The organism is Saccharothrix obliqua (assembly GCF_019375475.1).
Lineage (GTDB): Bacteria > Actinomycetota > Actinomycetes > Mycobacteriales > Pseudonocardiaceae > Actinosynnema > Actinosynnema obliqua.
Genome location: NZ_JAHXGQ010000002.1, coordinates 550,254 through 576,488 on the forward strand (window position 1 = coordinate 550,254; position 26,235 = coordinate 576,488).

Sequence of the window (26,235 nt, forward strand, 5' to 3'; positions counted from 1 at the left end):
TCACAGCGCTCAGTCAAGCCACCCCGACGTTCCGACCCCGTATCCGCTTTTCCATATGTCGGCGATACACGGCCGTTGGCCACGCCCGTGCCTCGGATGCAATACCCTAGGGCGCTCCGGCAGGACACCTCCGGCTCACCAGCGGAAGAACAGGGAGGCCGCACGGATGCGGCGGCTCAAGTCGGCTCAGGTCGCCAGTGCGGGGGAAACCCTGGTCCAGCAGGCGTTCCAGCGCGTGGGGTGGCTGTTCCGCCGCCAGGACGAGGACTTCGGCATCGACGCGCAGGTCGAGGTGGTCGACGGCGAGGAGGTGCTCGGCCTGCTGGTCGCCTTGCAGATCAAGAGCGGGCCGAGCTACTTCCGGGAGCCCGGTGACGGCGGGTGGTGGTTCCGGGAGAACACCGCGCACTTCACCTACTGGCTGGGGCACTCGATCCCGGTGGCCGTCGTGCTGGTGGACATGGCCGACGAGGTCTGCTACTGGCAGTTGATCACCGAGGCGACCGTGCGGCGGGACGCCGGCGCCACCTGGAAGGTGTGGGTGCCGCGGACCAACGTCGTGGACGGGTCCGCCGTCACACCGTTGCGCGAGGCCGCGGAAGCGCGGGTGCGCCACCGGTCGGTGGGTGTGCCCGCCGGTCGGCTGGGCGCGGCCGACCTGGAGGTCCACGCGGCGACGTCCGGGAGCGGCGCCCATGCGGAGGAACCCCCTCAGTACCTTGTCCGACCGCACGACGCCGTGCTGGACGAGCTGGTCGGCGGCGCGCTGGGCACACCGCCGAGGTCCGGTCTCGCGGTCCTCGTCGCGTCGTCGGGCACGGGTAAGACCCGGGCGTTGTTCGAGGCCCTGCACCGGCCGGTCGCCGTCGGCGGGACGAGCACCAGCCTCGTCGCGAGCGGGTGGCGCGTGTGGCCCGCGGTGAACCCCCTGCCGCCCAGCCGCTTCCTGGACGAGCTGCCTCTCGTGGGGCCCAGAACCGTGGTGTGGCTCAACGAAGCACAGCGGTACCTGCTGGATCCCTCCGCCGAAACACGCACGAACATCGCGACCGCGCTGCGTGAACTGCTCACCGACGAGTCCCGCGGGCCGGTGCTCGTGCTGGGCACGCTGTGGCCCGAGTTCTGGAGCAGCCTCACCAGGAAGCGCCCGGAGAACGACGAGTTCGTCGCGGCACGACGCCTGCTGGAAAGCGGCTACCTCCGGGTGCCGGAGCAGTTCACCAGCGCCGAGATCGACGCGGCCCGGCGGTCGGGCGACCGGCGGATCGCGGAAGCGGCGGGCAAGGCGGCGCACTTCGCGGTGACCCGGTACCTGGCCGGCGCGGAAGACCTCCTCCACCGGCTCGCGACCGCCGGGACGGCGGAACTCGCCGTCCTCCACGCGGCGATGGACGCCCGTCGGCTGGGGCACGACGGGGTGTTGTCGGAACGCTTCCTCCGGGAAGCCGCGCGCGGCTACCTCACCGACGCCGACCGCGCCCGCGCCGATGCCGACCCGTCCTGGTTCGCGGACGCCACCGCCGACCTCGTCCGGCCGGGCAAGGCCAGTGGTCCCGCGCTGCACCGCGTCCCGTTCGGCTACCGGCTCGACGACCTCCTGGACGAGGAGGGCCGCCGGTCACGCCGGTTCGAGTTCCCGCCCGCCGGGTTCTGGTCGGCCGCGGCGGAGGGCGACGTCACCCCGGCCGGGCGGCTGCGGCTCGCGGAGAGCGCCGAATCACGGATGCGCCTGCGGATCGCGGTGCTCCTGTACGAGGCGGCGGGCGGCGAACAAGCGGGTCGGAGGCTGTGCGACATCGCGCTGAAGTTCGAACGGGCAGGCGTTCCGCGGGTCGCCGATCGCCTGGTCAAGAGCGCCGTGGCCGCCGGTCTGCCCAGCGCGTTGACGTCGCTGGCGATGACACGTGCCGGCAGTGACGGGAAAGAGGCCGACGTGCGGCGACTCTTGCGACAAGCGGCGGATCTGGGTGATCTCGAAGCGTTCGACCGCCTCGCCTCCCGACTGGAACTGGACGGCGAGAGCCACGCGGCGGAGGCGACCGCGCGGGAAGCGCTCGCGCTGGGCTCGTGGGAACCCACCGTCTCGGTCGCGGTGTTCCGCGACATCGACGACCCGGCGGAGGCCGAGCGACTCGTCCGCGACCTGCCGCCGGAGCACAGATCGGCCGCGCTGACGGAGTTCGTCTCCCAACTGGCGAGCGCGGACGGGTTCGACAGCGCGGAGCGGACGGCGATCTCGGCGGCGGCGGACGGCGACCTGTCCCCCCTCCTCGCGCTGGCCGACCACCACTCGGACGCGGAACGCCCGGCGGAAGCCCGCCGCCTGCTCAAGATGGTGCGCCCCAAGACGTTCGAAGACCGGATGCGCTCGGCCGCGAGCCACGCCCGTGCGGGGCAGGCCGCCAAGGCCGCGTCACTGGTGCGGCAGGCGATCGAGAAGCACTCCGGCACCCCGGGGCAACTCCGGGTGTTCGACAACCTGTCGGATCGCGTTGCCGACTTCGCCGCGAAGCACCCTCAAGACCTGTCCCAACTGGCTCATGCGTTGCGCGAGGGGAAAGAGGAGGAGTTGGCCCGCCGGCTCTTCGACGCCCGGGACCGCACGCCGGAAGAGCCGAAAGAGCCGGAGGAGCAGGACGACGACCCGGATTACGGGGTGGATGAGGCGTATGCGAGGTTGGCCACCTGGCACGCGAAGCGCCGTGAGTTCGCGACGGCGGAGGAATTCGCCTTGAAAGCAGCGGCGTTCGGGGCTTCCGGCGGATTGCTGGAGGTAGGCCGCGAACTGCTCCTGCACGGGGATCTCGACGGGGCCGAGCGGCTGGTCATGCGGGCGTTGAACATGCATGACCGCCACTCGTGGGGCAACCCCGTGACGATGCTCGCCGAGATCCGCGACGACGGCTCTCTCCCGCTGTTCGGCGTCGAAGCGGACGGCACGACCGCCCGACCCCGGTGAACCGCGCGGTGCCTGCGTCAGATCCGTTCCAGGACCCAGTGCTGGTTGTGCTTCTCGCGGTACGTCGGGTAGTCGCCCCAGTACCCCTGCTGGGACACGCGTGCGTCGGGGTCCAGGCTCTGGTTCCGCACGTCCAGCACCAGCCCGGAGTGCAGGTTCTGGATCCGCACCACCAACCGGCCCGCGTCGGGCGCGCCGGCGGGGACGAACAGCCACTCCTTGTGGGGACCGTTGGGGTCGGACCGGGTCAGCACCTCCGCGCCGTTCGCGGTCGACATGCCGACGACCTCCAGGTAGCGGTCGCGGGCCGGGTCGCAGTTCTTGATCCGGTAGCCGCCGCCGGGGACCGGGACCAGTTCCCACTCCACCGCCGGGATGCCGCTGTCCACGTTCTGGTCGATGTTGGCGCCGTCGCCCGTCCAGTTCGGGTCGTCGAGCTGGAGGTACAGTTCGCTCAGCGTGCACCGGATCTTGTAGCGCCCGGTCAGGTCCGGCACGGTGATCTTCACGCGGGTCGACCCGGTCTTCACGCCGTCCACGACCACGTCGACGTCGCCCTCCACCGCGACCTCCCTGGTCGTCGGCGGCGACGTGGCGGCGGTCGCGCTGGGGAACTCCAGCTCGAAGTCCAGGTCCTGGGGGCTCACGCCGCTGAACGGACCGTAGCTCGCGGGGTGCACCCGCACGAACGGCGCGATCACCGTGCCGGGCACGAGGCTGACGTTGCCGATCGTGGTGATCCCGGTGGTGCCCAACGTGATAATCGTGTTCACGACGGTGGCGGGCGTGATGCCGTCGGTGTAGGTGCCGCCGGTCGCGGCGGCGATCCGGCTGCCCTGGCCCGCCGCGCCGCCGATGGAGCAGTTGCCCTGGAAGGGCGTGCCGTTGGACAGCGGCACGGGGTCGACGTCCAGCCCCGGTCCGCTCGAACCCGACGGGGTGCTGATCACCAGCACGGAGATGCCCTGCGTCTGGAGCTTGTGGATCACCGAGTGCTCGGTGATGTCGTAGGTCAGGCCGGACACCGCCTGGCAGATCGGGTCGTGGCCGGGCGCGTCGCCGATCCACAGGACGATCCGCTTGGCGTCGGCGCGCCAGCCGATCGTGCCGCCGGGTGGTTGGGCGAGGTGGTCCAGGGCGAGGAACTGGCCCTCGGCGGTGGTCGTGCCGCCGGCGACGCTCCACGCCTGGATCCCGTTGGCCGCCGCCGCCGAACTGGACGTCAACGACACCTGGTGGTGGAAGCGCTGGGCGAGCGGGAAGTCCAGGTCGCGGTAGTTGCCCACGCCGAAGTGGAGGTCGGCGGCCACGGTGCCGGCGGCGGTCACCAACCTGCTCAGGATGTCCTCGACGTTGGCGCGTACCGCGTTGATGATGCCCGTCATGCTGCCCGTGCTGTCGACGAGGAAGTAGACGTCGATCTTCGGTATCACCCCGCTGCCGGGCAGGTGCACCCGGACCTGCTCCCGGTGGCTGCCCGACCCGCTCGGGTCGGCCGAGAGATCGATGTTGAACGGAGTCGGCGGTGTGGTGACGGGCATGGTGTGGCGCCTCCTCATCCCGGCCTCGAGGACCGTTCGGTGCTTGTCGGAACCCCACCGAGAATCACAACCAGGGGCCCGCGGGGGAACAGCGGATCCGGCCGGTCAACCCGAAAGTGTGCTCACGACCGCGGAGCGCCCGGCGCTCCGCGGATCACCCGCGCAGGTCACGGCCACCGGACGCGGGTGACCGGCTCGGTGCTCCCGACGCGGCCGTTCTCCGCCGTGCCGGTGACCGCGGAACCGCACCCGGCGGCCACACCCCACCACGCCTTCACGGTCCGCGACGGCGGCACCGGATCACGGCCCGCACCTGATCGAGCTATCCCGCGTAGCGGATCGGGCATATCGCGGACGTATCGAAAACCGCATACGCCGTCGCAACGCCCATCCCCGTTCAGTGGAGGCGCACATCGGCTCTCGGAAGGATCGTGGTCATGGCTCCCGCGGGTGGCGTCAACCGGCGACGGCTGTTCGGGTGGGGCGGGCTGGTGGCGGCCGGTGTGCCGCTGGTGGGCGCGGGACACGCCGACGCCGCGCCGGAGCACGTGCCGCCGGAGACCCGGCCCGGCGGGGCCTACGACCAGTACATCGGGCGGTTGGCCGAGCAGGGCAGGTTCTCGGGCGTCGTGCTGCTGTCGCACCGGGGCCGGACCGTGCTGTCCCGCGCCTACGGCATGGCCGACGAGGAACGGGGCATCCGCAACCACGAGGGCGTCGCGGTGAACCTCAGCTCGGCGAGCCAGCCGTTCCTGGCGGTGGCCGTCCTCCAACTGGTCCAGCAGGGGGCGCTGGCGCTGTCGGACACCGTGGGCACGCACTTGGCGGGCTTCGCCGCGGACGTCGCCGAGCAGGTGACCATCCACCACCTGCTCACCCACACCTCCGGATTGGCCGCCCCGATGCCGGACTGGCAACGCGTGTTCCACAGCCGGGACGAGGTGCGCGAGCACCACCGGCGGTGGACCCGGCAGGCGGCGCTGGTGGTCCCGCCCGGTTCCGGCGACCAGAGCCACACCGCCGGCGGCGGCGCGGGCCTGGCCATCGCCGCGCAGGTCGTGGAAGCCGTGTCCGGCATGACGTACTGGGATTACGTGCACGAGCACGTCTTCCGCCGCTCCGGCATGACCGGCTCGGGGTACTACACCCGGCCGCAGTGGCTCGCCGACGAGCACATCGCGCACTCGTACATGCTCCAGGCCGACGGCAGCCGGGTGGACGCCGTCCGCAACCTGGACAAGGGCGGCCACGGGCCGCAGTTGGCCGGGCGGAACCCGGCCCGCGGCTTCATCGGCCACGCCTCGGGCGACGCCTTCGCCACCGCGCCCGACCTGGTCCGGTTCGCGCACGCGCTGCGTGCCGGCACGGTGCTGGAGCGGCCGTTCGCCGAGTTGTTGACCGGCGCCAAGCTCCCCGGGCCCACGCGCACGTCGTTCACCGCCTACTCGGGTCCGCTCGACCTCATGCACGGTCGCCAGTGGGTGTTCGGACGTGGTGGCGTGACCGGCGGCAGCAGCGCCAACTGGGACGTGTACCCGGACACCGGCTGGGTCGCCGTCCTGCTGAGCAACCACGACCACATCCCGCTCGGGGAAATCCTCCAGCAGCAGGCGCAGGCCATCACCGGTCGGCCGGTCGACCCGCCGGGCGGCGGCTGACGCGCCACCACGGGCACACTGGACGGCACGGTCGAGCGGAAGCGGGGACGGCGTGATCAAGGACTGGCACGGGTTGCTGGGCACGTTCACCGGCGTGGCGCTGCTCACGGTGGCCGTGCTGCCCCTGGCGGTGCTGGTGACCCGGGCGCGGGCACGCCGACGACGTGCGGCCGGGTTCCCGCCGGCGTCCGCGTGGCGCACCTCGTCGGCCGAGGTCGGCATCGTCTACGGGACGGTGCCGTGGGCCTGGATGATCCTGTTGCCGGGCGCGGCGGCCGGGACCGCCACCGGTCGGACGAGCCTGGTGCCGCTGAGCGACCTGGTCACCATGTCGACGGGCCAGGTCGTCGGCAACCTGCTGGTGTTCGCGGCGCTGGGCGCCCTCGTGCCGCTGCGGTTCCCCGCGTTCGCGTCGACACCGCGGATCGCGGCGCTGGCCGCGGCGTGCTCGGTCCTGCTCGAAGCAGCGCAGTACGCCCTGCGCCTGGACCGGGTGTCCTCCGTGGACGACGTGCTGCTCAACACCGCCGGCGCGGTGCTCGCCGCACTGCTGTCACGCCGCTGGTGGTCGCCCTCGGTGGACCGACCCCTACCCGTCCCGGCGCGCTGAGGGATGCGGGAGCACGCCGTGCACCGGCGGAAAGGTCTCAGCGTCCGGCTCAAGCTCACCCTTAGCTACGCGGGTTTCCTCATGCTCGCGGGCGTCCTGCTGTTCACCGCCGTGGTGGCCTTCTACCTGTGGGGCCTGCCCGACGACGCGATCTACATCTCCGACGACCTGTGGGTCGACCGCGCCGTCATGCTGCGCGCCTTCACCCGGTTCATGGGTCACGTGCTGGCGCTCCTGCTGTTGTTCGGCCTGCTGGGCGGCTGGCTCCTCGCCGGTCGGATGCTCGCACCGCTGACCCGCATCACCGAGGTCACCCGCCAGGTCACGAGCGGGTCGCTGTCCTACCGCATCCGGCTCCAGGGCCGGAACGACGAGTTCCGCGAACTCGCCGACGCCTTCGACGCCATGCTCGCGCAACTCGAAGGGCACGTCGCCGAGCAGCAGAGGTTCGCCGCCAACGCGTCCCACGAACTGCGCACCCCGCTCGCGATCTCGCGGACGCTCCTCGAAGTCGCCCGCAACGACCCCACGCGGCCGCAGGGCGAACTCGTCGAACGCCTGCACACCGTCAACACGCGGGCGATCGACCTCACCGAGGCGCTGCTGCTGCTCAGCCGCAGCGACCGCCGGGACTTCGCCCGCGAGCCCGTCGACCTGTCCCTCATCGCCGAAGAGGTCGCCGAAACGCTGCTGCCGCTGGCCGAACGACGCGGTATCGCGCTCGACGTCACCGGCGAGATGACACCGGCCAACGGCTCCGCGCCGCTGATCCTCCAGTTGGTGGTCAACCTCGTCCAGAACGCCATCGTCCACAACCTCCCCACCGGCGGCGCGGTGACGATCCACACCGAACCCCAGCTCGGCGCGTGCGTGCTGCGGGTCGAGAACACGGGTCCTCCCCTCGCCCCGGAGCTGGTGCCGACCCTCACCGAACCGTTCCAGCGCGGCACGGAGCGCATCCGCACCACCGACCACGCCGGCGTCGGCCTCGGGCTGGCCATCGTGCGCAGCATCGTCCGGGCGCACGACGGGACGCTCGAACTCACCTCCCGGCCCACCGGCGGTCTCCTCGTCACGGTCCGGCTCCCCGGCCCGCCGCCGGCTCGAAAAGCCTTGGACGGGTACGCGTGGCGCGGGTCAGGATGGGCGGCGGACCGAGCCCACCGAGAGAGGCCCGCGGATGCACGTCTTCCTGGAAACGGAGCGGTTGCTGCTGCGGCGGTTCACCGCTGACGACGTCGACGACCTGGTCCGGCTCGACAGCGACCCCGAGGTGATGCGCTTCCTCACCGGCGAACCGACGCCGCGTGCCGAGATCGCCGACGTGGTGCTGCCCGCGGTCCTGCGCGACTACGACCGCGGCCCGGCCGGTCGGTGGGCCGCGGTCGAGCGGGACGGCGGGCGGTTCGTGGGCTGGCTGGCACTCCAGCCGCCGGCGGACGGCAGCACCGCGGAAGTGGAGCTGGGCTACCGGCTCATCGCCCCGGCCTGGGGTCGCGGGTACGCCACCGAGGGCGCACGCGCGTTGATCCACAAGGGTTTCACCGACCTCGGCGTGCAACGGGTCTGGGCGCAGACCATGGCGGTCAACACGGCGTCCCGGCGCGTGATGGAGAAGGCGGGCCTGAGGTACCAGCGGACCTTCCACGTGCACTTCGAGGACCCGCTGCCCGGCACCGAGCACGGCGAGGTCGAGTATGAGCTGCTGCGTGCCGACTGGGCGGCGCGTGGCTGACTACGCGGGGAACCCCTCGAGCACCCGGTGGACGAACCGCGTGACGGCGGGACGCTCGGGTTCCGGTGCGGGCAGGCACCGTTGGCGGTCCAGCGCGGCCCCGACCAACGCCCGATCCGGTCCCGTCACGCGGCCGAGCGCCCACCGGCCGCCGTCCACTTTGGACACCAGTGCGCCGTCCACCGCGAATCGCCAAGCACGGCAGGCGTTGAGCACCGCGTACTCCCCCGGCGCGTGCTCGGCGGCCCAACGCAGCTCCGCCGCCAGTTGGGCGAGCACCAGGTCCGCGGCCACCGGCGCGAACACCTCGGTCGCCGGGCGGCCGGGTCCGACGAGGCGTCCCGCACCGCGGCAGACGGCGAAGTGCAGCACCAGGTCGGGGTCCCCCTCGTGCCCGTGACCGTCGACGACCTTGCGGTCCTCGGGCGCCGTGGTGATGTGCAGCTCGAACGCGGGCCGCGCCGCGGGGCGCAGGGTGGCCGCCAGGGTGACGACGCTCAGCTCCAACCCGCGTGCGGGGCAGGGCAGCCGCTCGTCGCTCAACCGCTCGGCGACGGCGGACCGCTCGGCCTCCGCCATCGGCGTCTCGCAGACGACGACGACGTCGACATCGCTCCGCCGCGCGTCGAAACCGCCGAGCACCGCGGAGCCGTGCAGGTAGGCACCCACCAGCCGCCGACCGAGCACCGCGGCCACCTCGGCGGCGACGTCCCGGGCGTAGCGATCCGGCCGACCACCCATGATCAGCACTATAGGGCGTGATCACGCGCGGCACCGGGCAGGAACCTCCCCCGGCCGACCGGCGCGTGTGCTGTTATGGGCGACTCCAGCGACTGGAAGGACACGATCCCGTGGACATGGAGCAACTGCTGTGGCGCTTGGCGGACAGGTACGCGCCGGCTTCACTGGTGCCCCACGCCAGGCCCAAGCGGTTCGACCACGCCGGTGATCTCGTCGTGGGCGACGGCCGGGTCAGCTGGGACACGCCGGGGTGGACCGAAGGGGGGTTCAGCCACGCGCTGCCCCCGGGAACGCACCCGGTGCACGTGGGCGCCTACACCGACGAGGACCGGGACCTCGTGAGCGTGGTCGTGATCCCGCTGGCCGAACCCGCGCGGATCGCCGCGGCGAGGTGGAACCGCCACGGCTACGACGACATCCACCCCGTCGAGGACTACGCCGTCCTGTGGGGAGAGGACGCCATGCGCGCGACGCTCCCGCACGAGGACGGCCTGCCCTCGTTCTTCCCCGGCGCGCGGGACCGGATCGCGGCGGAGGGCGGACGTGGTTGGCCGAACGTGGTCCTGGACCGGGAAACCGGCGCGAACGCCCTCGTCTTCCCGGTGGAGGCGGAGAACGTCGACGGGCACGAGATCACCGACGACGACGGGAACCTGCTCTGCCTGGTGCTGACGGCGTTCGACCGGTGAACCGGCTCAGCCGAGGGTGCCGGTGGCGAGCAGACCGCCGTCCACGCGCACGGTCTCCCCGGTGATCCACCGCGCGGCGTCGGAGGCCAGGAACGCGACCAGGCCCGCCACGTCCTCGGGCTCGCCCAGCCGCCGCATCGGGTAGGCCGCAGCGGCCTCCTCCTCCCGGCCGGTGTAGAGCGGTTCGGCGAACCGCGTCCTGACCACCGCCGGCGCGACCGCGTTGACCCGCACCACCGGACCGAGCTGCCCGGCCAGCTCCTCGGTCAGCCGGATCAACGCGGCCTTGCTCGCGCCGTACGCACCAATGACCCCGGTCGAGCGCAACCCGCCCACGGAGGCGATGTTGACCACCGCGCCGCCGTGGTCGGCCATCCACGCCCGCCAGGCGAGCTGCACGAAACCCAGCGCCGCCACCACGTTGGTGTCGAAGACCTTGCGCACCGCGTCGAGGTCGGCGTCCACCAGCGGCCCGGACAGCGGGTTGACGGCGGCGTTGTTGACCAGCACGTCGAGCCGCCCGAACCCCTCCACGGCCGCGCGCACCGCCGCCGCGCGGTGGTCGGCGTCGCCCGCGTTGCCCGGCACCGCCAGCACCCGCCCGCCGGCCGGCCCGACGACCTCGGCCGCCCCCGCCGCGTCGGCCAACGCGGTCGCCGCCGCGCCCAACGCGTCCGCCTTGCGCCCGGTGATCACCACCGACGCGCCCCGCGCGAGCAGTTCCCGCGCGATCCCCCGACCGATGCCCCGGCTCGCACCCGTCACCAGGGCGACCCGGCCCGCGAAGTCCCGGCTCACCGCCCCGCCGCCGCACCCATGCGCTGCTCCGCGAGCAGGTCGGCCGCCGCGCCGGGCAGGACGCCCTCCGCCTCGGCGCGCGCCAGGATCGCCGACGTGGTCTCGAAAACCTCCGCCACCCGCGTGGTGAGCTGGTCCGGCGGCAGCCCGCGCAGCTCGCCGGCCGCGTGGATCGCGCCCCCGGCGTTGGCCACGTAGTCGGGCACGTAGAGCACGCCGCGGTCGGCGAGCCGCTGCTCCACGTCGGGGTGCGCGAGCTGGTTGTTGGCAGCGCCGCACACCACCGCCGCGGTGAGCACCGGCACCACGGACTCGTCCAGCACACCACCCACCGCGCAAGGGGCGTAGACGTCCAGGGGCGTCCGGATCAACGCATCGGTGTCGTCCACGGCGACAACGCCGGGGAACTCCGCCAGGACCTGCCGCACCGGCGCGTCGAGCAGGTCGGTGACGACCACCCTCGCCCCCGCGCCGACGAGGTGCCGCACCAGCAGCCGGCCGACCTTGCCCACCCCGGCGACACCGACCACGCGGTCCCGCAGGGACGCCTCGCCCCAGCGGTGCCCCGCCGCGGCGCGCATCGCCTGGAACAGGCCGAGGGCGGTCGCGCTCGTCGTGCTGTCCGTGCCGTCGGTCGACCGGGAATGGCCCGCAGTCCACGGGCACACGCGGGCGACGACGTCCATGTCCGCCACGTCGGTGCCCAGATCGCAGGCCGTCGTGTACCGACCACCGAGGGAAGCCACGAACCGACCGAAGGAGAGCAGCAGCTCCTCGGTCTTGACCCGCGCCGGGTCGCCGATGATGACGGCCTTGCCGCCACCGAAGTCGAGCCCGGCGAGCGCGTTCTTGTACGACATGCCGCGGGACAGGTGCAGGGCGTCGGCAACGGCCTCCTCATCGGTGGCGTACGCGCGAACGCGGGCACCGCCGAGGGCCGAGCCCAGGGCGGTCGAGTGGATGGCGATGACGGCCTTGAGGCCCGCGGCCGGGTCCTGGCACAACACGACCTGCTCGTGGTCGAACGCGTCGGGCAACGCCTTGAGGTGGAACGGGTCCATGCTTCCTCCTGGGGTGGTGGTCACGACCGGACGTGCTGCCCCGGCGCGGGATCGGTGGCGGGGTGCCGCGCGCTGCCCGGGTCACGCGCGGGCACGAGCCCGTCCGAGCGGTCGGCGAGCCACCGCGTCCACGCCTCCCACCACGACTCCGACCGCGTCGTTGCGCGGGCCGACCAGACGTCGGGGTCGGCGGGCAGCGGGCCGTCACCGACGCGGTGCGCGGCACCGGGACGGGGCGGGTTGACGATGCCGCCGACGTGCCCGGAGGGCACCAGGTGGAAGTCGACGTCGCCGCCGAGCAGCCGAGCACTGTGGTAAACGGTTTCCCACGGGACGATGTGGTCCCGGACGCCGGCCACGACGAAGGCGTCCTGCGCGACCGCGGCCAGGTCGACGGGCCGGCCCTGGAGCCGCAACCGACCACGTGCCAGGGTGTTGTCCGCCGCGATCCGCAGCGTCTGCTCGAACAGGGCGCGCGGCACGTCGATCCCGTCCTCGCTCCACGCCCAGATGTCGAAGGGGCGTGGTCGTTCGCCGAGGAACCAGCCCGCGACGAGGGGACCCCACACGGTGTCCCGGGACCGCAGCAGGTCGAACAGCAGCCCGATCCGCCCGCCGTCCACGAGGCCCGCGTGGTTGGTCAGGAGCCGGGTCAGCAGCCCGATCTCCGCGTCCTGCCACGGATCGCGCTCCGGTGGGGACGGGTGGTCCAGCGCGGACATCAGCAACGTCAGCGAGGCCGCACCCCGTTCACCGCCGGCCGCGAGCCAGGCGGCGGCCCCCGCGGCGAGCAGCCCGCCGGCGCAGACGCCCACCAGGTGCGCCGACGCCGTGCCGGTGACCTCCCGCACGACGTCGAGCGCGCGCAGCGGAACCCGGCGGAAGTAGTCGTCCATGCCCAGGTCGGCGTGCTCCGGTCCGGGATCGCGTTGGCTGACGGCGAACACCGTGAAACCCCGGCGCACCGCCCACTCGACCAGGCTGCGGCCCGGCGCGAGGTCGTAGATGTAGAACTTGTTGACCCACGCCGGGATCAGCAGCAGCGGCACCCGGTGGACCTCCGGGGTCCGCGCCGCGTACTGGATCACCTCCACCAGGTCGTCCCGGTGCACGACCCGGCCCGGTGTCGCCGCCAGGTCCACGCCCAGCCGGTAGGAGCCGGACGGCATCTTCGCGGGCCGGCCCCGCCGGCGGACCAGGTCCTCCAGGGCGTGCCCCGCCCCGCGGACCAGGCTCGCGCCGCGGGTGGCCGCGGCGCGGCGGAGCACGGCGGGGTTGCCGAGCGGGAAGTTGGTCGGGGCCAGGGCATCGGTGCAGACCTGGGCGAGGAACCGGAGCTGCCGCCGGTGCCACACCGGCACGAACCGGCTCTGGGCGGCGTCCAGGACGTTGCGGCGCCACACCAGGTAACCCCGGAGCAGGAGCCGGTAGCCGATGACGGAGTTCCAGACGGGGTCGTCGAAACGGCGGTCGTCGGGGTCCGGTTCGTACGACATCGCCATCCGCGACTCCTCGGCCGACGGCCACCCGTGCGGCAACCGTTTGACAGCAACGTAGAACCGCTCGTCACGCGCGGGGCAGGCGCATCGGGGGGCGCACGGGCACGGGACAGGGGTACAAGGCGCGCGGCAGTGGCGCACGGGGCCGTTCGCACCACTGAACGCGACAACCGGGGCACATCTCACGTGGGAGCCCGGGAGCGGTGCGGACCGGCGGTGCGACCGGGTGGTGGCCCCCGAAGCGCAGCGCAGCGGGATCCCGCGGTGGCCACACGAGACCGCACGACCGCACGACAGGGCCGGCACGTGGCGCTTATCTTCCGGTGGTGCGGATTCGCGGGCGCGCGGCGATCCGACCCACCCGGCAGCGACACCGATCCGGAGGATCACCATGCACAGCACCATGCCGGACGACCCGCTCACCATCGCCCGCATCCTGCGACACGCTTCCTCGGTCCACGGCTCCGCCGCCGTGTCCACTTGGCACGGAGCCGGTTTCCACCGCCGGAGCTACGCGGAGGTGGGTGAACGCGCGGCCCGCCTGGCGCACGCGCTCCGCACCCGCCTCGGCGTGCGCACCGGAACCGGGCCGCGGAGCGGGCAAAGCGTCGTCGGCACCTTCATGTGGAACAACGCCCGCCACGTGGAGCTGTTCCTCGGGGTGCCCGCCATGGGCGCCGTCGTGCACGCCCTCAACGTGCGCATGTCGGCCGCGCAGCTCGCCTACGTCATCCGACACGCCGGCGACGAGGTGGTGGTCGTGGACGCGGACCTGGTGGAGGTGATCGCCCCCGTGCTGGCCGGGTTGTCGGACACCGTGCGGCACGTCGTCGTCGCGGGTTCCCCGCCCGGCGACGGGCTCGACCACCTGGCGGACTTCCCCGGCGAGGTGCACGACTACGAGGAGCTGATCGCCGGGCAGCCGGCCGACTACCCGTGGGAGGAGGACCTGGACGAGCACACCGCCGCGTCGATCTGCTACACGTCCGGCACCACCGGGAACCCCAAGGGCGTCGTCTACAGCCACCGGTCGGTGTACCTGCACGCCCTGCACGTCGCCGCGCCGAACGCGTACGACCTCAGCGCCCGCGCGACCGCCTTCCTCATCGCGCCCATGTTCCACGTCAACGGGTGGGGCATCCCGCACGCCGCGTTCCTCGCCGGCGCGGGCATCGTGCTGGCCGACCGGCACCGCACCCCGGCCGCGCTCGCCCGCGTGATCGAGGAGGGCCGGCCGACCTTCGCGGCCGCGGTGCCCACCGTGTGGGCCGCGCTGCTCGAAGAGCTGGACGCCCGCGGCCACGGCACGTCGAGCCTGCGCCGGGGGATGGTGGGCGGCGCGCCGTGCCCGCCCGCGCTGATGGCCGCCTACCAGGACCGGCACTCCGTCGAGCTGCTGCACGCCTGGGGCATGAGCGAGACGTCGTCGCTGGTGACGACATCGCTGCCGCGCCAAGGGCTGACCGCCGAGGAGGAGTGGTCGCGCCGGGTGAGCCAGGGCCAGTTCCCGGCGGTCTCCCGGTTCCGGGTCGTCGCGCCCGACGGCGCCGTCCTGCCGAACGACGGCGTGAGCGCCGGCGAACTCCAGCTCCGGGGTCCCTGCGTGACCGCTTCCTACCACGGCGGCCCCGGGTCGCCCCGGGTCCGACCGGCCGAGAGCTTCACCCCCGACGGCTGGCTGCGGACCGGCGACATCGGGAAGGTGTCACCGGACGGGTACCTCACGCTCACCGACCGGGCGAAGGACGTCATCAAGTCCGGCGGCGAGTTCATCTCCACCACGGAGGTGGAGAACGCCCTCGCGGAGCACCCCGCCGTGGTCGAGGCGGCGGTGGTCGCCGTGCCCGACGAGCGCTGGGGCGAACGGCCGCTGGCCGCCGTGTCGCTGCGCGCGGGCAGCGGTGTCCCGACGGAGGAGCTGCGCGACTTCCTGGCGCGGCGCGTCCGGTCCTGGATGGTGCCCGAGCGGTGGACCGTCGTGGACTCGGTGCCGAAGACGGCGGTGGGCAAGTACGACAAGCGCCGCATCCAGGACCAGTACGCGCGGAACCTGCTCGACGTCGTGCTCCTCGACCGGCGACCCGGCGGCGGGCGCTGAGCCGGGTGGTGCGCCGGCCGCGGCGCCGACCGGGCGGAAACGCCTTGGCGGGGCACGGGAATCACCCGCGCCGGTACGCCCGCGCGCGGGAGTGGGCGGCGGCCACGACCGCCGCCGCCCACTCCCGGTCACCGGCGAGCGCCCGGTGACCCGCCCACTTCCGGCGCAACTCCTCCCACAACCCCGCTTCCGTCCACGCGGTGAAGCGGCGGTGCGCCGTCGCCGGCGAGACGCCGAAGCACGACGGCAGGCCGCGCCACGCGCAGCCGCTGGTCAGCACGAACACGACGGCGGTGAACACGACGCGGTCGTCGAGCGGGCCGGTGCCGCCGCCCTGCGGCCGGGGCGTGAACCGCGGGACCAGCGGCGCGGCCGGCGCCCACAGCGAATCGGGTACCAGGCGGCGTGACAGGGTCTCGTCCACGTCGGGACAGCATGACGCCCGGTCCCGCCCGTCCGCGCGGTCGGTCGGTGGCGCGGTGGGCTCCCCGCGCGCGAGCACCGCCCGGTGCGCGCGCCCCGCACGCCTCCGTCACCGCCTCCGCACGCCTACCGTGCCCGCCCACGCCGCACATAGCGTCGGTGGGGCCGGAAGCCCGGATTCGGCACGAACCGCGGCCGACCGATCGCCGCGCTTCCCCGCGCGCGCCCGGCATCGGCGCGAACGCACAGTCGACCGGCCGACGCCCGGGTAAGAGCGCGAGGAAGGACCACAAGACATGACGACCGGTTCATCGGCAGTGAGCACCACGGTCATGGACCACATCCTGGACCGCCTCGGCGCCCTCGGGGTGCGGCACCTGTTCGGGTTGCCGGGGGACTACAACCTGGAGGTGCTCGACCGCGTCCTGGCCCACCCGAAGGTGAAGTGGGTCGGCACGGCGAGCGAGCTGGGCGCCGCGTACGCCGCCGACGGGTACGGGCGCGTCAACGGGTTCGGCGCGCTGCTGACCGCCCTCGGGGTGGGCGAGCTGAGCGCGATCAACGGCGTGGCGGGCGGTTACGCCGAGCGCGTGCCGCTGCTCCACATCGCGGTCGGCCCCACCCGGGCCACCGAGCGGGAACGCGCGAAGGTCCACCACACCGCGGCGGACGGCGACTTCGACCGGTTCGCCCGCGCCCACCGGCAGGTGGTGACCGCCGACGCCGTGCTGCGGCCCGAGGACGCCGCCGCGGAGGTCGACCGGGTGCTCAGGGCTTGCCTGCGCGAGAGCCGGCCGGGGTACCTGCGGGTGCCGCGCGACGTCGCGCTCGGTCCCGTCACGCCGACCGGCCCGCTGGACGTGCCGGACCTGAAGGCCGCCGACCAGGACGGCCTGGAGGCGTTCCGCGCCGCGGCCCGCGCCCGGCTCGCCGGTGCGCGCGACATCGCCGTCCTGGCCGACTTCCTGGTCGACCGGTTCAAGGCCCGGGACGAGCTGGCGGCCCTGCTGGCGGCCGGTGCCCTCCCGAGCGCGACCCTGCCGACGGGCAAGACGGTGGTGGACGAGAGCACCCCGGGGTTCCTCGGGGTGTACGCGGGCGCCATGAGCGGCACGGTGGTCCGCCACACCATCGACCGGGCGGACCCGCTGATCCTGGCGGGTGCGGTGCTCGCCGACATGAGCACCGGCAAGTTCACCCACGAGTTCGACCCCGCGAAGGCCATCGACCTCGGGCCCACGACCGCCGCGGTGGACGGCGTCACGTTCCCCGGCGTGCCGCTGGCGGCGGCGTTGAAGGTGCTCGCCGAACTGGTCCGCGAACGCGACCGGCCCGGCGAGCCGGGCCGCGGCGGCCCGACCGGGTTGGCACGCCTGGCCGCGACCTCGTCCGCCCGGCTCAAGGAGTCCGCGACCGCGCTCAGCAGGCAGGTGTGCGGGTCGGTGCTCCCGCTGACCCAGTCCTACCTGTGGGCGGCGGTCGGTCGCGCCCTGCGGCCCGACAACACCGTGGTCGCGGACGACGGCACGCCCCTGCTGGGCATCGTGGACCGCCGCTTCCCGAGCGGCGCGCGGTTCGTGGGTCAGCCCCTGTGGGCGTCCATCGGCTACGGCATCCCGGCCCTCCTCGGCGCCCAGCTCGCCGACCCGACCCGGCGCGGGCTGCTGGTCGTCGGCGACGGCGCGGCCCAGCTCACCGCGCAGGAACTGGGCACCATCGGCCGGCACGACCTCAAGCCGATCGTGGTGCTGGTCAACAACGACGGCTACACCATCGAGCGGGTGACCCACGGCCTCCGCGCCGTCTACAACGACATCGCCCGCTGGCACTGGGCCGACCTCCCGGCCGCCCTCGGCGTGCCGCGACCGCTGGTGCTGGCGGCACACACCCCGGCCGCGCTGGACCGTGCCCTGGCCCGCGCGGTGGCCACCCCCGACCGGTTCGTGCTCATCGAGGCGTTCACCGGCAAGGACGACGTCCCGACGTCGCTCAAGCGCCTGGTCCTCAACCGGCCCGACCGGGCGCGGTGGGTGCCCTGACGGGTGCGCGGCCAGGACGGGGCCGGTCGACGCGGTCGACCGGCCCCGTCCCGTCACCCCGCGTCCAGCCCGGCGAGCAACGCGCGGGCCGCCTCCTGCTCCCCCCGCGCGGCCAGACCACCGCAGAAGTCCTTGAGGTCGTCGACGCACTGCGCGGAACGCAGCTCGCCGAGCAGCTCCACGGCCTGCGCCGCGGTGTCCCGGCTCTCCTCCACCTCGCCCAGCCGCAGCCGCGCGGAGGCCAGCAGCAGCAGCCTGAGCGCCCGCCGCCGGGCCCGGTCCGGCGGGCAGCCGCGCAACGCCTCCCACGCCCACCGCGCCGCGTCCTCGGGCCGGTCGAGGTCCCGGGAGCAGCGGGCCAGTTCCTCGGCCAGGTGCGCCCGGTCGACACCGGCGCCCCACTCCGGCACCTCGCCGGAATCACCACGCGCCAACGACTCCGCCGCCTGCCCGGCCGCCTTCTCGCAGGCGCGGGCGTCACCCAGCAGGGCGTGGGCACGTGCTTCGGCCACGTGGCACGCGACCCGGGCGGTCGGGGCGCCCGGCCCACGCACGCCCTCCTGCGCCACCCTGGCGAGCTGGACGGCCTCGTGCGGGCTGCCCAGCCGCAACGCCACCCGGCTCATGCCGGCGGCCAGCACGTACGCGCCCATGCCGCGGTCACCGGTGGCCTGGGACAGCCGCAGCGCCTGGATGTAGTAGCGCTGCGCGAGACCCGGCTGCCCGGTGTCGACCGCCATGTAGCCGGCGAGTTCGGTGAGCCGCGCCGCCGCGCCGAACAGCTGCCGCCCGGTGGACTCGGCGGAGCAGCCGGTGAGCAGCGAGTGGACGACGCTGTCGAGGTAGTGGACGACGACGGGGCGGAGGCGACCGCTGCCGAACCGGTGGTCGAGCCCGGCGAAGGAGGTGATCGTCGCACGCACCACCGCGACGTCCGCCGCGCCGGTACCGGGCGGTCCGGCGCCCGCGACGGACGGGTCCGGCTCGGCGATCAGCCAGTCGCGGCTGGGTTGGACGAGCACGGACGTGGACAGCCGCTCGCCCGCCGGCAGGTCGAGGCGGCTCGCGTCACCACGCCACAGCGCACCCGCCTCCCGGAGCGCACCCGCCAGGGTCGGCTCGAACCGCAGCCCCGGGATCGGTGTCGTGCCCGGCGCGGGCACCATGCCGATCTCGTCCACGGTCACCGTCCGGCCCAGCTTGCGGCCCAGCGCCTGGGCGATGATCGCGGGCGCTCGGCCACGCGGTTGCTGCCCGCGCAACCAGCGCGCCACCGACGTCTTGTCGTAACGCAGGCCGAGTCCGTGCTCGGCGCCGCACATGTTCACCCGGCGGGCCAGGCCGGTGTTGGAGCACGCCGCTTCCTCCATCACAGCGCGCAACCTGTCGTTCGCCTTCCGATCAGCACGCGGTCGTGCGCCCATGGCGCCACGTCTCCTTCGCAAGCGTGGTCGAAACCGGTGCCAGCGGTCGGCGGACACCGGCTCGCCCCTCCCGGCATCCGCGCAATACGCGGCGACACCGAATAGGTGGCCTCAAATTAATATTCCGGTGAGCTGTCCCACGCGGTCCGGCACACCCGGCCGACGGGTGGCGCTCCCGGGCAATTTCCCGGGCGTTCCGAAGTGAGTGACGGACGTCACCACGGGGGCGGAAAACGCGTTCACCGCGGACAGCGGTCAAAGCACTCCCACTACCGCTCGACCGAACGCCGGCGTCGTCGCACGGCGAGTTCCTGCGTGTTCCGAGGTTGTCGAGCGCCGCGCCCGGGGCGGGCGAAGACCTTGCCGGGTGGTCCGCGCCGGCGGCATCGGCCGCGTGCGGTATTCGAGCCGACGCTACCTGAGGGATGCCGATCCCCGTGTCCACGGGGCTTCAACCCCTTCCTTTCCGAATTTGACGCACCCACTGGCAGTCTGTTTTTTCGGCGGCACGAGTCATGCTAGGTGCAGTCACGAGGGGCGTGGGTAGGAGCCGATGGGGTGAATCGGGAAGTCCCTTGCCGGGCGCGTCGCAATTCGGCCCTCCGGTCCGCGCGCCACAACAGCCGCCTAGGCCGAGAGGATGCCCGGTTTCGGCCGGTTCGTCGCCTGTCCTTCCCCTTGCGGGGGCCGTGCCGTGAAAACACGCCGACGCGGCACGCGCGACCGTCACCCCGTGAGGTGCGCACCGGTCGGTCTCCCGCCGGGTGCGCGCGGGGAGGCGCACCCGGCGACGAACACGCCTCCGGTGCCGCCGTTGCGCCTCCCGGCACCCCCTGACGCGCGCCTACCGTCGCGTTGCCGGCTCCCGTCCCACGAAGACGGAGCGCCGCGCACGACCCGCAACCGGCCCACGGGCACCGATCACACAGGAGATCCCGATGAGCACACCCACCGCCGAGAGGGACGTGCCGGTGCGGGAGCACTGGACCATTGTGGACGGTCGGGCGACCCGCTACCTGGAAGCCGGGAGCGGTCACCCCGTCGTGCTGATCCACGGCGAGGGTTCGGTCTCCGAGACGTGGTACGACGTGCTCAAGGGCCTCGGCTCCGGTTACCGGGCCATCGCCGTGGACCTGCCGGGTTACGGCTACACCGAACCCGTCGGAGACGCCACCCCGCAGGGGCTCGCCGCGTTCGTCTGGGAGTTCGCCGAGGTCCTGGGCCTGTCCCGGCCCGCCCTCATCGGGCACTCGCTGGGTGGCCTGGTGGCCGTGCACGCGGCGTTGCGACAGCCGACGCGGGCAGCGGCCCTGGTGCTGGTCGACTCGGCCGGCCTGGGTCGCGCCGTCAACCCGGTCATGGTGCTCCAATCCGTCACGCCCCTCGGCGACCTCACGCGGTGGCTGATCCCGCTGCTCCCGTACGGCCCCGAACTGCTCGTCGGCGCCGTGGGGCTGATCGGCGCGGTCCGCCCCTGGCGGATCTCCGCGCGCTGGTGGCGGAGCCAGGTACAGGCGGTCGCCACCCCCGGCGCGCTGGACACCACCCTGGACTCCAACCGGGCGGCCGTCGGGTTGCTGGGACAGCGGCACCCCGTGCTCGGCCGGCTGCGCGAACTGCCGCAGCCGACCCTCGTCCTCTGGGGCATCCGCGACCTCCAGGTCCCCTGGTGGCAGGGCGTCCTCGCCCGGTCCCGGCTGCGCAACGGGCGGCTGAAGCTGGTCCTGATCAGCGGCCACCTGCTGCCGTTGGAGCGCCCCGCCGCGCTGATCGCCGCCGTGCGCCCGTTCCTCGCCACCGCCGCCACCGCAGGAGGGAACCCGTCATGAGCGACGTCACGGACGTCACGGACGTCATCGTCGTCGGAGCCGGCCTCGCCGGCCTGGTCGCCACCTACGAGTTGACCCGCGCCGGCCGGCGCGTCGTGGTCCTCGACCAGGAGAACGAGGCGAACCTCGGCGGCCAGGCGTACTGGTCGGAGGGGGGTCTCTTCCTCGTCGGCACGCCCGAGCAGCGGCGGCTGGGCATCAAGGACTCCGCCGACCTGGCGCTGTCGGACTGGATGGCCTCGGCCGCCTTCGACCGCGACCGCGAGGACGCCTGGGCCCGCCGGTGGGCCGAGGCGTACGTGCGCTTCGCGGCCGGCGACAAGCGCAGCTACCTGTACGGGCTCGGGCTGCGCGTGCTGCCCATCGTGGGTTGGGTGGAGCGGGGCGTGGGCACGGCGACCGGTCACGGCAACTCCGTGCCGCGGTTCCACTACACCTGGGGTTCGGGACCGGAGGTCGTGCGCGTCTTCCGCGACCCGGTGCTCGCCGCCGCCGCGCGTGGGACGGTGACGTTCAAGCACCGGCACCGGGTCGACGAGATCGTGGTGGAGGGCGGTGCGGCGGTCGGCGTGCGCGGCGCGGTGCTGGTCCCCTCGGCCGAGCCGCGGGGCGTGCCGTCCAGCCGGGAGGAGGTGGGTGGGTTCGAACTGCGGGCGCGGGCCGTCCTGGTCGCCTCCGGCGGGATCGGCGGCAACCTCGACCTGTACCGCGCGCACTGGCCCGTCGACCGCCTCGGGCCCGCGCCGGCCTCGCTGCTGCAAGGGGTGCCGGCACACGTCGACGGGCGGATGCTGGCCATCACCGAGCGCGCCGGCGGCGCGGTCGTCAACCTGGACCGGTTGTGGCCCTACAGCGAGGGGTTGAAGCAGCACACCCCGGTCTGGCCGAAGCACGCGGTGCGGTTGCTGGCCGGCCCGTCGCCGCTGTGGCTGGACGCCGCCGGGCGACGCCTGCCACCGCCGCTGTTCCCCAGCCACGCGAACCTGCAAACCCTCGGGCACCTCAACCGCGCCGGCAACGCCCACTCGTGGCTCATCATGACGCAGACGATGGTGGACAAGGAGTTCGCGTTGTCGGGCTCGGACCAGAACCCCGACCTGACCGGCAAGAGCCTGCCGCTGCTGTTGCTGCAGTTCAAGAAGAGCCTGATGCCGACCGTGCGCGCGTTCCTCGACTACGAGGAGGACGTCGTGATCCGGTCGACGCTGCCCGAACTGGTGCGGGCCATGAACGACCTCACCCCGGAGACGCCGCTCGACCACGAGCGCGTGGCGCTGGAGGCGGTGGCCCACGACCGCCAAGTGCGCCACCACTACTCGAAGGACATGCAGGAGTGGGCCGTCCGGAACGGACGCGCGTACCTGCCGGAGCGGTTCATGCGGATCGCGCGCCCGCACCGCCTGCTGGACCCCGCGCACGGCCCCCTCTTCGGGATCATCCTGCGGCCGTTCTCCCGCAAGACGTTGGGCGGAGTGCAGACCACGCTCGAATCACAGGTCGTCCGTCCGGACGGGACGGTCGTGCCGGGTCTGTACGCGGCCGGCGAGGCAGCCGGCTTCGGCGGCGGCGGCGTGCACGGGTACAACGCCCTGGAGGGCGGCTTCCTCGGCGGCTGCGTCTTCTCCGGCCGCGCGGCCGGCCGCGCGATGGACCGCCGACTCGGCTGACCCGCGCGATCCACCGGTGGAAACCGCCGCCCGCTCGGCACCGGGCACCACCCCGGTGCCGAGCCCGGCCGCGGGTCGCGCCGGTCAACGCGACTGGCGAACGCCCCGCCGCCAGACGTCGGCGATCGACCGGGTCGCCGCGATGTCGTGGGTGGGGTCGCCGTCCACCAGCAGCAGGTCCGCACGCAGGCCCGGCGCGATCCGGCCGCGGTCGGCCAGCCCGAAGTGGCGTGCGGGCAGGCTGGTCGCCGCGGCGAGCGCTTCCTCGTTGCCCAGGCCGCTTCGCGTCAGCAGGTCCAGTTCCCGGTGCAGGCTCTCGCCGTGCGCCGGGGCGAACGGCGTGGCGTCCGTACCCGCCAGCAACGGCACACCCGCCTCGTGCAGCACACGCGCGGTGCGCACGGCGTTGTCGCCACTGCCGGCCGCCGCGTGGTCGGCCGCACCGGACCCGTGTCGGCTGATCTCCGCGAAGTACACCAACGTGCTCACCACGAACACGCGCTGCGCCGCGACACGCGCGGCCAACTCGGCGCTGTCGGGCACCTCGTCGGCCCAGACGTGCGCGAGACCGTCCACGCCCGCGTCGAGCGCCACCCGGACCTCGGCCGCGGTGATGGCGTGCGCGACCACCTTCAGGCCGGCGGCGTGCGCGGCCTCCACGAGGGCCGTCACGACCGCGGGCGACAACGTCGGCAGGTCCGCGCCGTGCACCGCGCCGTCGTCCACGACGACCTTGAGGTAGTCGATGCCCTCGGCCACCCGCGCCGCGACGAACGCCCGCGCCTGACCGGCGTCGGCGACGGTGTCGAACGGCCCGACCGCGTCACCGAAGGAAGCCGCGTCGACGAGCGCGGCCATGAGCTGACTCGGGTGCCCACCCGGTGCCGTGGCGAGCGTGCCCGCGCTCCGGACGTCGGCCACGTCGTCGCGCTCGGCGGCCAGCGCGCGCTGCCTGGCCAGGTTCGCGGGCAGGGAGAACATGTCCAGCTCGGTGGTCACGCCGAAGGCGAGCGCCTGGGCCAGGTTCCCGTCGAAGACGTGCGTGTGCGCGTCGATCAGGCCGGGCAGCAGCGTCTTCCCCGCCCCGTCCACCAGGACGTCGACCGGCTGCCCGTAGGGTTCCGCGATCCGGTCGCCGTCGATGAGCACATCGGCGCGTGCCGTGGTCAGCGAGCCGTCGAACACCCGGACACCGCGGATGAGGGTCCTCATTGCCGTCTCCTCTCGCGAGCCGGGGACTTCCCGGCTCGTGCCAACCAAGAGCCCGGCGACGCGGACCCACGTGACACGGCGAGACGCAGGACACACGTCGGGGGCGCGATGGCGGGAAGGGGGTCGTCCCGCCACGCACCACGTGCTCGGTGCGCACACCGAGAGCGATGTACGACCCGTTCACCACCAATGCGACCGATCTCATGTGGAGCCGACCGGGAAACCGGGTTCACCTGGGCCGGTCCACTACGCCGATCCGCTTTTCCACGCCCCCGGAACACCACCGCGGTGCCGGTCGGCTACCCGGCTGACCGGCGGGAACAGCGGCGGCACGCGGTCCCGCGGGTCGACCAGGTGGGACCGCCGCACGTGGTTGCCGCCGGCGAGAACGCCGGAATAGGTTCCAGGACAACGATTTCCGCCGCTCCTCGAAGCCGCCGCCCCGCACGCGGGCGCTGAACTCCGGGAGGCACGCCTTGCACAGCACGATGCCGGACGCCCCGCTGACCACCGCCCGCATCCTGCGGTACGCCACCACGGTCCACGCCTCCTCCCAGGTCGCCACGTGGAACGGCGAAGGGCTCGACACGAGGAGTTACGCGGAGGTCGGCGAGCGGGCGGCACGCCTGGCTCACGCGCTCCGCGACCGGCTGGGCACCCGCACCGACGAGCAGAGTGTGATCGGGACGCTCATGTGGAACAACGCCCGGCACCTCGAACTCTTCGCCGCGGTTCCCGCGATGGGCTCCGTGCTGCACACGGTGAACTGGCGGATGCCCGCGGACCAGATGACCCACACCATCGCCCACGCCGGTGACGAAGTGCTCGTCGTGGACGCCGACCTGTTGGAACCGCTCGCCCCGGTGCTCGCGCGGCTGCCGGACACCGTGCGGCACGTCGTCGTCGCCGGTCCCGGCGACCACGAGGCGCTGTCCGGGTTCACCGGCGGGGTGCACGACTACGAGGAGCTGATCACCGGCCTCCCCGGCGACCACCCCTGGCAGGACCGCCTGGACGAGCACTCCGCCGCGATGATCTGCTACACCACCGGCACCACCGGGAAGCCCAAGGGCGTGGTCTACAGCCACCGCTCGATCTTCCTGCACTGCTACCAGGTGCTGTCGCCGAGCCACTACGGCATCAGCCCGCACGACACCCTCTTCCCGGTGGTGCCCATGTACCACGCGGGCGGCTGGTGCATCCCGCACGCGGCCTTCTTCACCGGCGCGGGGTTGCTGCTGCCCGACCGCTTCACCGGGGCCGCGCCGCTCGCCCGCATGATCGACCGGGGCCGGCCCACCTTCAGCGCCGCCGTGCCCACCGTCTGGTCCTCGCTGCTGCCGGAACTGGACACCCGCGCGCACGACACCGCGAGCCTGACCCGGGTCTACGTGGGCGGTTCGGCTTGTCCGCCCGCCCTGATAGCCGCGTACCGCGACCGGCACGCCATCGAACTCCTGCACGGCTGGGGCATGACCGAGACCATGGGGTTGGTCAGCGCGGCGGTGCCACCCCGCGGTGCGGACGCCGACGAGGAGTGGGCCTACCGCCTCAGCCAGGGGCGTTTCCCGCCATCGGTGGAGTTCCGGCTCGTCGACCCCGACGGCGCTCCGGTGCCCCACGACGGCGTGGCCACCGGCGAACTCCACCTGCGTGGTCCCGACGTGACCTGTGCCTACCACGGCGAAGGCGCACCCGAGGAGCACTTCACCGCGGACGGCTGGCTGCGGACCGGCGACGTGGGGTCGATCAGCCCCGACGGCTACCTGAGGCTGACCGACCGCGTGAAGGACGTCATCAAGTCCGGCGGCGAGTCGATTTCCAGCGTACGGCTGGAGAACGCGCTGATGGAGCACGCCGCGGTGGCCGAGGCCGCCGTCATCGCGGTGCCCGACGACCGCTGGGGCGAGCGCCCGTTGGCCGCGGTGTCGTTGCGGCACAACGGAACAGACCCGGCCGAGCTGCGTGACTTCCTGGCCGAGCGCCTCGACGCGTGGATGGTGCCCGAGCGCTGGGCGGTCCTGCCCGCGGTGCCCAAGACCTCGGTGGGCAAGTACGACAAGGGCGCCATCCGGGACCAGTACGCGCACGGGCTGCTGCCCGTCGTGCGGCTCGACCGGCACCACGGCGCCCGAGCCGACACCGGGCGGCCGGGACTCGTCAACGGGTGACGCCCTTCCGCCCGCTCCGGCGGAACCCACCCCGGGGGACGAACCACATCCCGTTCTCGTGCCGGGACCCCGCGTCGACGG

At 73.4% G+C, this 26,235-nt stretch carries 18 protein-coding genes and 1 pseudogene; 11 read left to right on the forward strand and 8 right to left on the reverse strand.

Annotated elements, in window-relative coordinates:
• Positions 1–166: 166 nt before the first annotated feature.
• Positions 167–2,959, forward strand: coding sequence for a DUF4365 domain-containing protein (locus KZQ38_RS08515; protein WP_219440087.1), 2,793 nt, complete (start codon positions 167–169; stop codon positions 2,957–2,959).
• Positions 2,960–2,976: 17 nt separating this feature from the next.
• Here the strand turns inward: KZQ38_RS08515 and KZQ38_RS08520 are convergent, their stop codons facing one another.
• The gene (locus KZQ38_RS08520; protein WP_219440088.1) at positions 2,977–4,500 is read right to left on the reverse strand and encodes an RICIN domain-containing protein; all 1,524 of its coding nucleotides are present in this window, start codon (positions 4,498–4,500) and stop codon (positions 2,977–2,979) included.
• A 437-nt stretch (positions 4,501–4,937) separates the two neighbouring features.
• Between KZQ38_RS08520 and KZQ38_RS08525 the strand changes: the two genes are divergently transcribed.
• From KZQ38_RS08525 to KZQ38_RS08540, 4 genes are read left to right on the forward strand one after another with little or no spacing between them, the layout of a single operon-like run.
• The gene (locus KZQ38_RS08525; protein WP_219440089.1) at positions 4,938–6,158 is read left to right on the forward strand and encodes a serine hydrolase domain-containing protein; all 1,221 of its coding nucleotides are present in this window, start codon (positions 4,938–4,940) and stop codon (positions 6,156–6,158) included.
• 52 nt (positions 6,159–6,210) lie between these two features.
• The gene (locus KZQ38_RS08530) at positions 6,211–6,768 is read left to right on the forward strand and encodes a VanZ family protein (RefSeq protein ID WP_219440090.1); all 558 of its coding nucleotides are present in this window, start codon (positions 6,211–6,213) and stop codon (positions 6,766–6,768) included.
• Positions 6,769–6,786: 18 nt separating this feature from the next.
• Complete coding sequence (locus tag KZQ38_RS08535; RefSeq protein ID WP_219440091.1) at positions 6,787–8,001, forward strand: sensor histidine kinase; 1,215 nt, start codon at positions 6,787–6,789, stop codon at positions 7,999–8,001.
• Positions 7,949–8,503, forward strand: a complete 555-nt coding sequence (locus KZQ38_RS08540; RefSeq protein WP_219440092.1) for a GNAT family N-acetyltransferase — start codon at positions 7,949–7,951, stop codon at positions 8,501–8,503. The genes KZQ38_RS08535 and KZQ38_RS08540 overlap by 53 nt, the downstream gene beginning before the upstream one ends.
• On the opposite strand, the gene KZQ38_RS08545 is transcribed toward KZQ38_RS08540, so the two are convergent.
• Positions 8,504–9,244, reverse strand: coding sequence for an aminoglycoside adenylyltransferase domain-containing protein (locus KZQ38_RS08545; RefSeq protein ID WP_219440093.1), 741 nt, complete (start codon positions 9,242–9,244; stop codon positions 8,504–8,506).
• A gap of 110 nt (positions 9,245–9,354) precedes the next feature.
• Here KZQ38_RS08545 and KZQ38_RS08550 point away from each other — a divergent pair, with 110 nt between their 5' ends.
• Entirely contained in the window at positions 9,355–9,933 is a 579-nt protein-coding gene (locus tag KZQ38_RS08550) for a hypothetical protein (protein ID WP_219440094.1), read from the forward strand.
• Between the two features lie 6 nt (positions 9,934–9,939).
• On the opposite strand, the gene KZQ38_RS08555 is transcribed toward KZQ38_RS08550, so the two are convergent.
• The 3 genes from KZQ38_RS08555 to KZQ38_RS08565 are packed head-to-tail and all read right to left on the reverse strand — an operon-like array spanning position 9,940 to position 13,294.
• Entirely contained in the window at positions 9,940–10,731 is a 792-nt protein-coding gene (locus KZQ38_RS08555; protein WP_219440095.1) for an SDR family oxidoreductase, read from the reverse strand.
• Positions 10,728–11,792: a Glu/Leu/Phe/Val dehydrogenase dimerization domain-containing protein gene (locus KZQ38_RS08560; protein ID WP_219440096.1), complete on the reverse strand. Its 1,065-nt coding sequence runs from the start codon at positions 11,790–11,792 to the stop codon at positions 10,728–10,730. The genes KZQ38_RS08555 and KZQ38_RS08560 overlap by 4 nt, the downstream gene beginning before the upstream one ends.
• A gap of 20 nt (positions 11,793–11,812) precedes the next feature.
• Complete coding sequence (locus tag KZQ38_RS08565) at positions 11,813–13,294, reverse strand: PHA/PHB synthase family protein (protein WP_219440097.1); 1,482 nt, start codon at positions 13,292–13,294, stop codon at positions 11,813–11,815.
• A 388-nt stretch (positions 13,295–13,682) separates the two neighbouring features.
• Between KZQ38_RS08565 and KZQ38_RS08570 the strand changes: the two genes are divergently transcribed.
• On the forward strand, positions 13,683–15,389 hold the full coding sequence (locus tag KZQ38_RS08570; RefSeq protein ID WP_219440098.1) for a long-chain-fatty-acid--CoA ligase: 1,707 nt from the start codon (positions 13,683–13,685) through the stop codon (positions 15,387–15,389).
• A gap of 79 nt (positions 15,390–15,468) precedes the next feature.
• Here KZQ38_RS08570 and KZQ38_RS08575 read toward each other — a convergent pair.
• Positions 15,469–15,813, reverse strand: a pseudogene (locus KZQ38_RS08575) (transposase); the annotation flags it as partial.
• A gap of 331 nt (positions 15,814–16,144) precedes the next feature.
• Between KZQ38_RS08575 and KZQ38_RS08580 the strand changes: the two are divergent.
• Positions 16,145–17,851, forward strand: a complete 1,707-nt coding sequence (locus KZQ38_RS08580; RefSeq protein WP_219440100.1) for an alpha-keto acid decarboxylase family protein — start codon at positions 16,145–16,147, stop codon at positions 17,849–17,851.
• A gap of 53 nt (positions 17,852–17,904) precedes the next feature.
• Here the strand turns inward: KZQ38_RS08580 and KZQ38_RS08585 are convergent, their stop codons facing one another.
• Complete coding sequence (locus tag KZQ38_RS08585; RefSeq protein WP_219440101.1) at positions 17,905–19,275, reverse strand: NsdA family TPR-like regulatory protein; 1,371 nt, start codon at positions 19,273–19,275, stop codon at positions 17,905–17,907.
• Positions 19,276–20,213: 938 nt separating this feature from the next.
• Between KZQ38_RS08585 and KZQ38_RS08590 the strand changes: the two genes are divergently transcribed.
• Positions 20,214–21,104: an alpha/beta fold hydrolase gene (locus tag KZQ38_RS08590; RefSeq protein WP_219440102.1), complete on the forward strand. Its 891-nt coding sequence runs from the start codon at positions 20,214–20,216 to the stop codon at positions 21,102–21,104.
• A complete protein-coding gene (locus tag KZQ38_RS08595) occupies positions 21,101–22,771 on the forward strand; it encodes an FAD-binding dehydrogenase (RefSeq protein WP_219440103.1) in 1,671 nt (556 codons plus the stop codon). The genes KZQ38_RS08590 and KZQ38_RS08595 overlap by 4 nt, the downstream gene beginning before the upstream one ends.
• A gap of 84 nt (positions 22,772–22,855) precedes the next feature.
• Here KZQ38_RS08595 and KZQ38_RS08600 read toward each other — a convergent pair whose 3' ends face one another.
• The gene (locus KZQ38_RS08600; RefSeq protein ID WP_219440104.1) at positions 22,856–23,983 is read right to left on the reverse strand and encodes an amidohydrolase family protein; all 1,128 of its coding nucleotides are present in this window, start codon (positions 23,981–23,983) and stop codon (positions 22,856–22,858) included.
• Positions 23,984–24,459: 476 nt separating this feature from the next.
• Between KZQ38_RS08600 and KZQ38_RS08605 the strand changes: the two genes are divergently transcribed.
• Entirely contained in the window at positions 24,460–26,154 is a 1,695-nt protein-coding gene (locus tag KZQ38_RS08605; protein ID WP_219440105.1) for a long-chain-fatty-acid--CoA ligase, read from the forward strand.
• The last annotated feature ends 81 nt before the right edge of the window (positions 26,155–26,235 follow it).

Excerpts from the sequence above, each read along its gene's own strand:
- KZQ38_RS08515 (WP_219440087.1), top strand. The coding sequence starts at position 167 with ATGCGGCGGCTCAAGTCGGCTCAGGTCGCCAGTGCGGGGGAAACCCTG.
- KZQ38_RS08520 (WP_219440088.1), bottom strand. The coding sequence starts at position 4,500 with ATGCCCGTCACCACACCGCCGACTCCGTTCAACATCGATCTCTCGGCC.
- KZQ38_RS08525 (WP_219440089.1), top strand. The coding sequence starts at position 4,938 with ATGGCTCCCGCGGGTGGCGTCAACCGGCGACGGCTGTTCGGGTGGGGC.
- KZQ38_RS08540 (WP_219440092.1), top strand. The coding sequence starts at position 7,949 with ATGCACGTCTTCCTGGAAACGGAGCGGTTGCTGCTGCGGCGGTTCACC.
- KZQ38_RS08545 (WP_219440093.1), bottom strand. The coding sequence starts at position 9,244 with ATGGGTGGTCGGCCGGATCGCTACGCCCGGGACGTCGCCGCCGAGGTG.
- KZQ38_RS08560 (WP_219440096.1), bottom strand. The coding sequence starts at position 11,792 with ATGGACCCGTTCCACCTCAAGGCGTTGCCCGACGCGTTCGACCACGAG.
- KZQ38_RS08565 (WP_219440097.1), bottom strand. The coding sequence starts at position 13,294 with ATGGCGATGTCGTACGAACCGGACCCCGACGACCGCCGTTTCGACGAC.
- KZQ38_RS08570 (WP_219440098.1), top strand. The coding sequence starts at position 13,683 with ATGCACAGCACCATGCCGGACGACCCGCTCACCATCGCCCGCATCCTG.
- KZQ38_RS08580 (WP_219440100.1), top strand. The coding sequence starts at position 16,145 with ATGGACCACATCCTGGACCGCCTCGGCGCCCTCGGGGTGCGGCACCTG.
- KZQ38_RS08585 (WP_219440101.1), bottom strand. The coding sequence starts at position 19,275 with ATGGGCGCACGACCGCGTGCTGATCGGAAGGCGAACGACAGGTTGCGC.
- KZQ38_RS08590 (WP_219440102.1), top strand. The coding sequence starts at position 20,214 with ATGAGCACACCCACCGCCGAGAGGGACGTGCCGGTGCGGGAGCACTGG.
- KZQ38_RS08595 (WP_219440103.1), top strand. The coding sequence starts at position 21,101 with ATGAGCGACGTCACGGACGTCACGGACGTCATCGTCGTCGGAGCCGGC.
- KZQ38_RS08600 (WP_219440104.1), bottom strand. The coding sequence starts at position 23,983 with ATGAGGACCCTCATCCGCGGTGTCCGGGTGTTCGACGGCTCGCTGACC.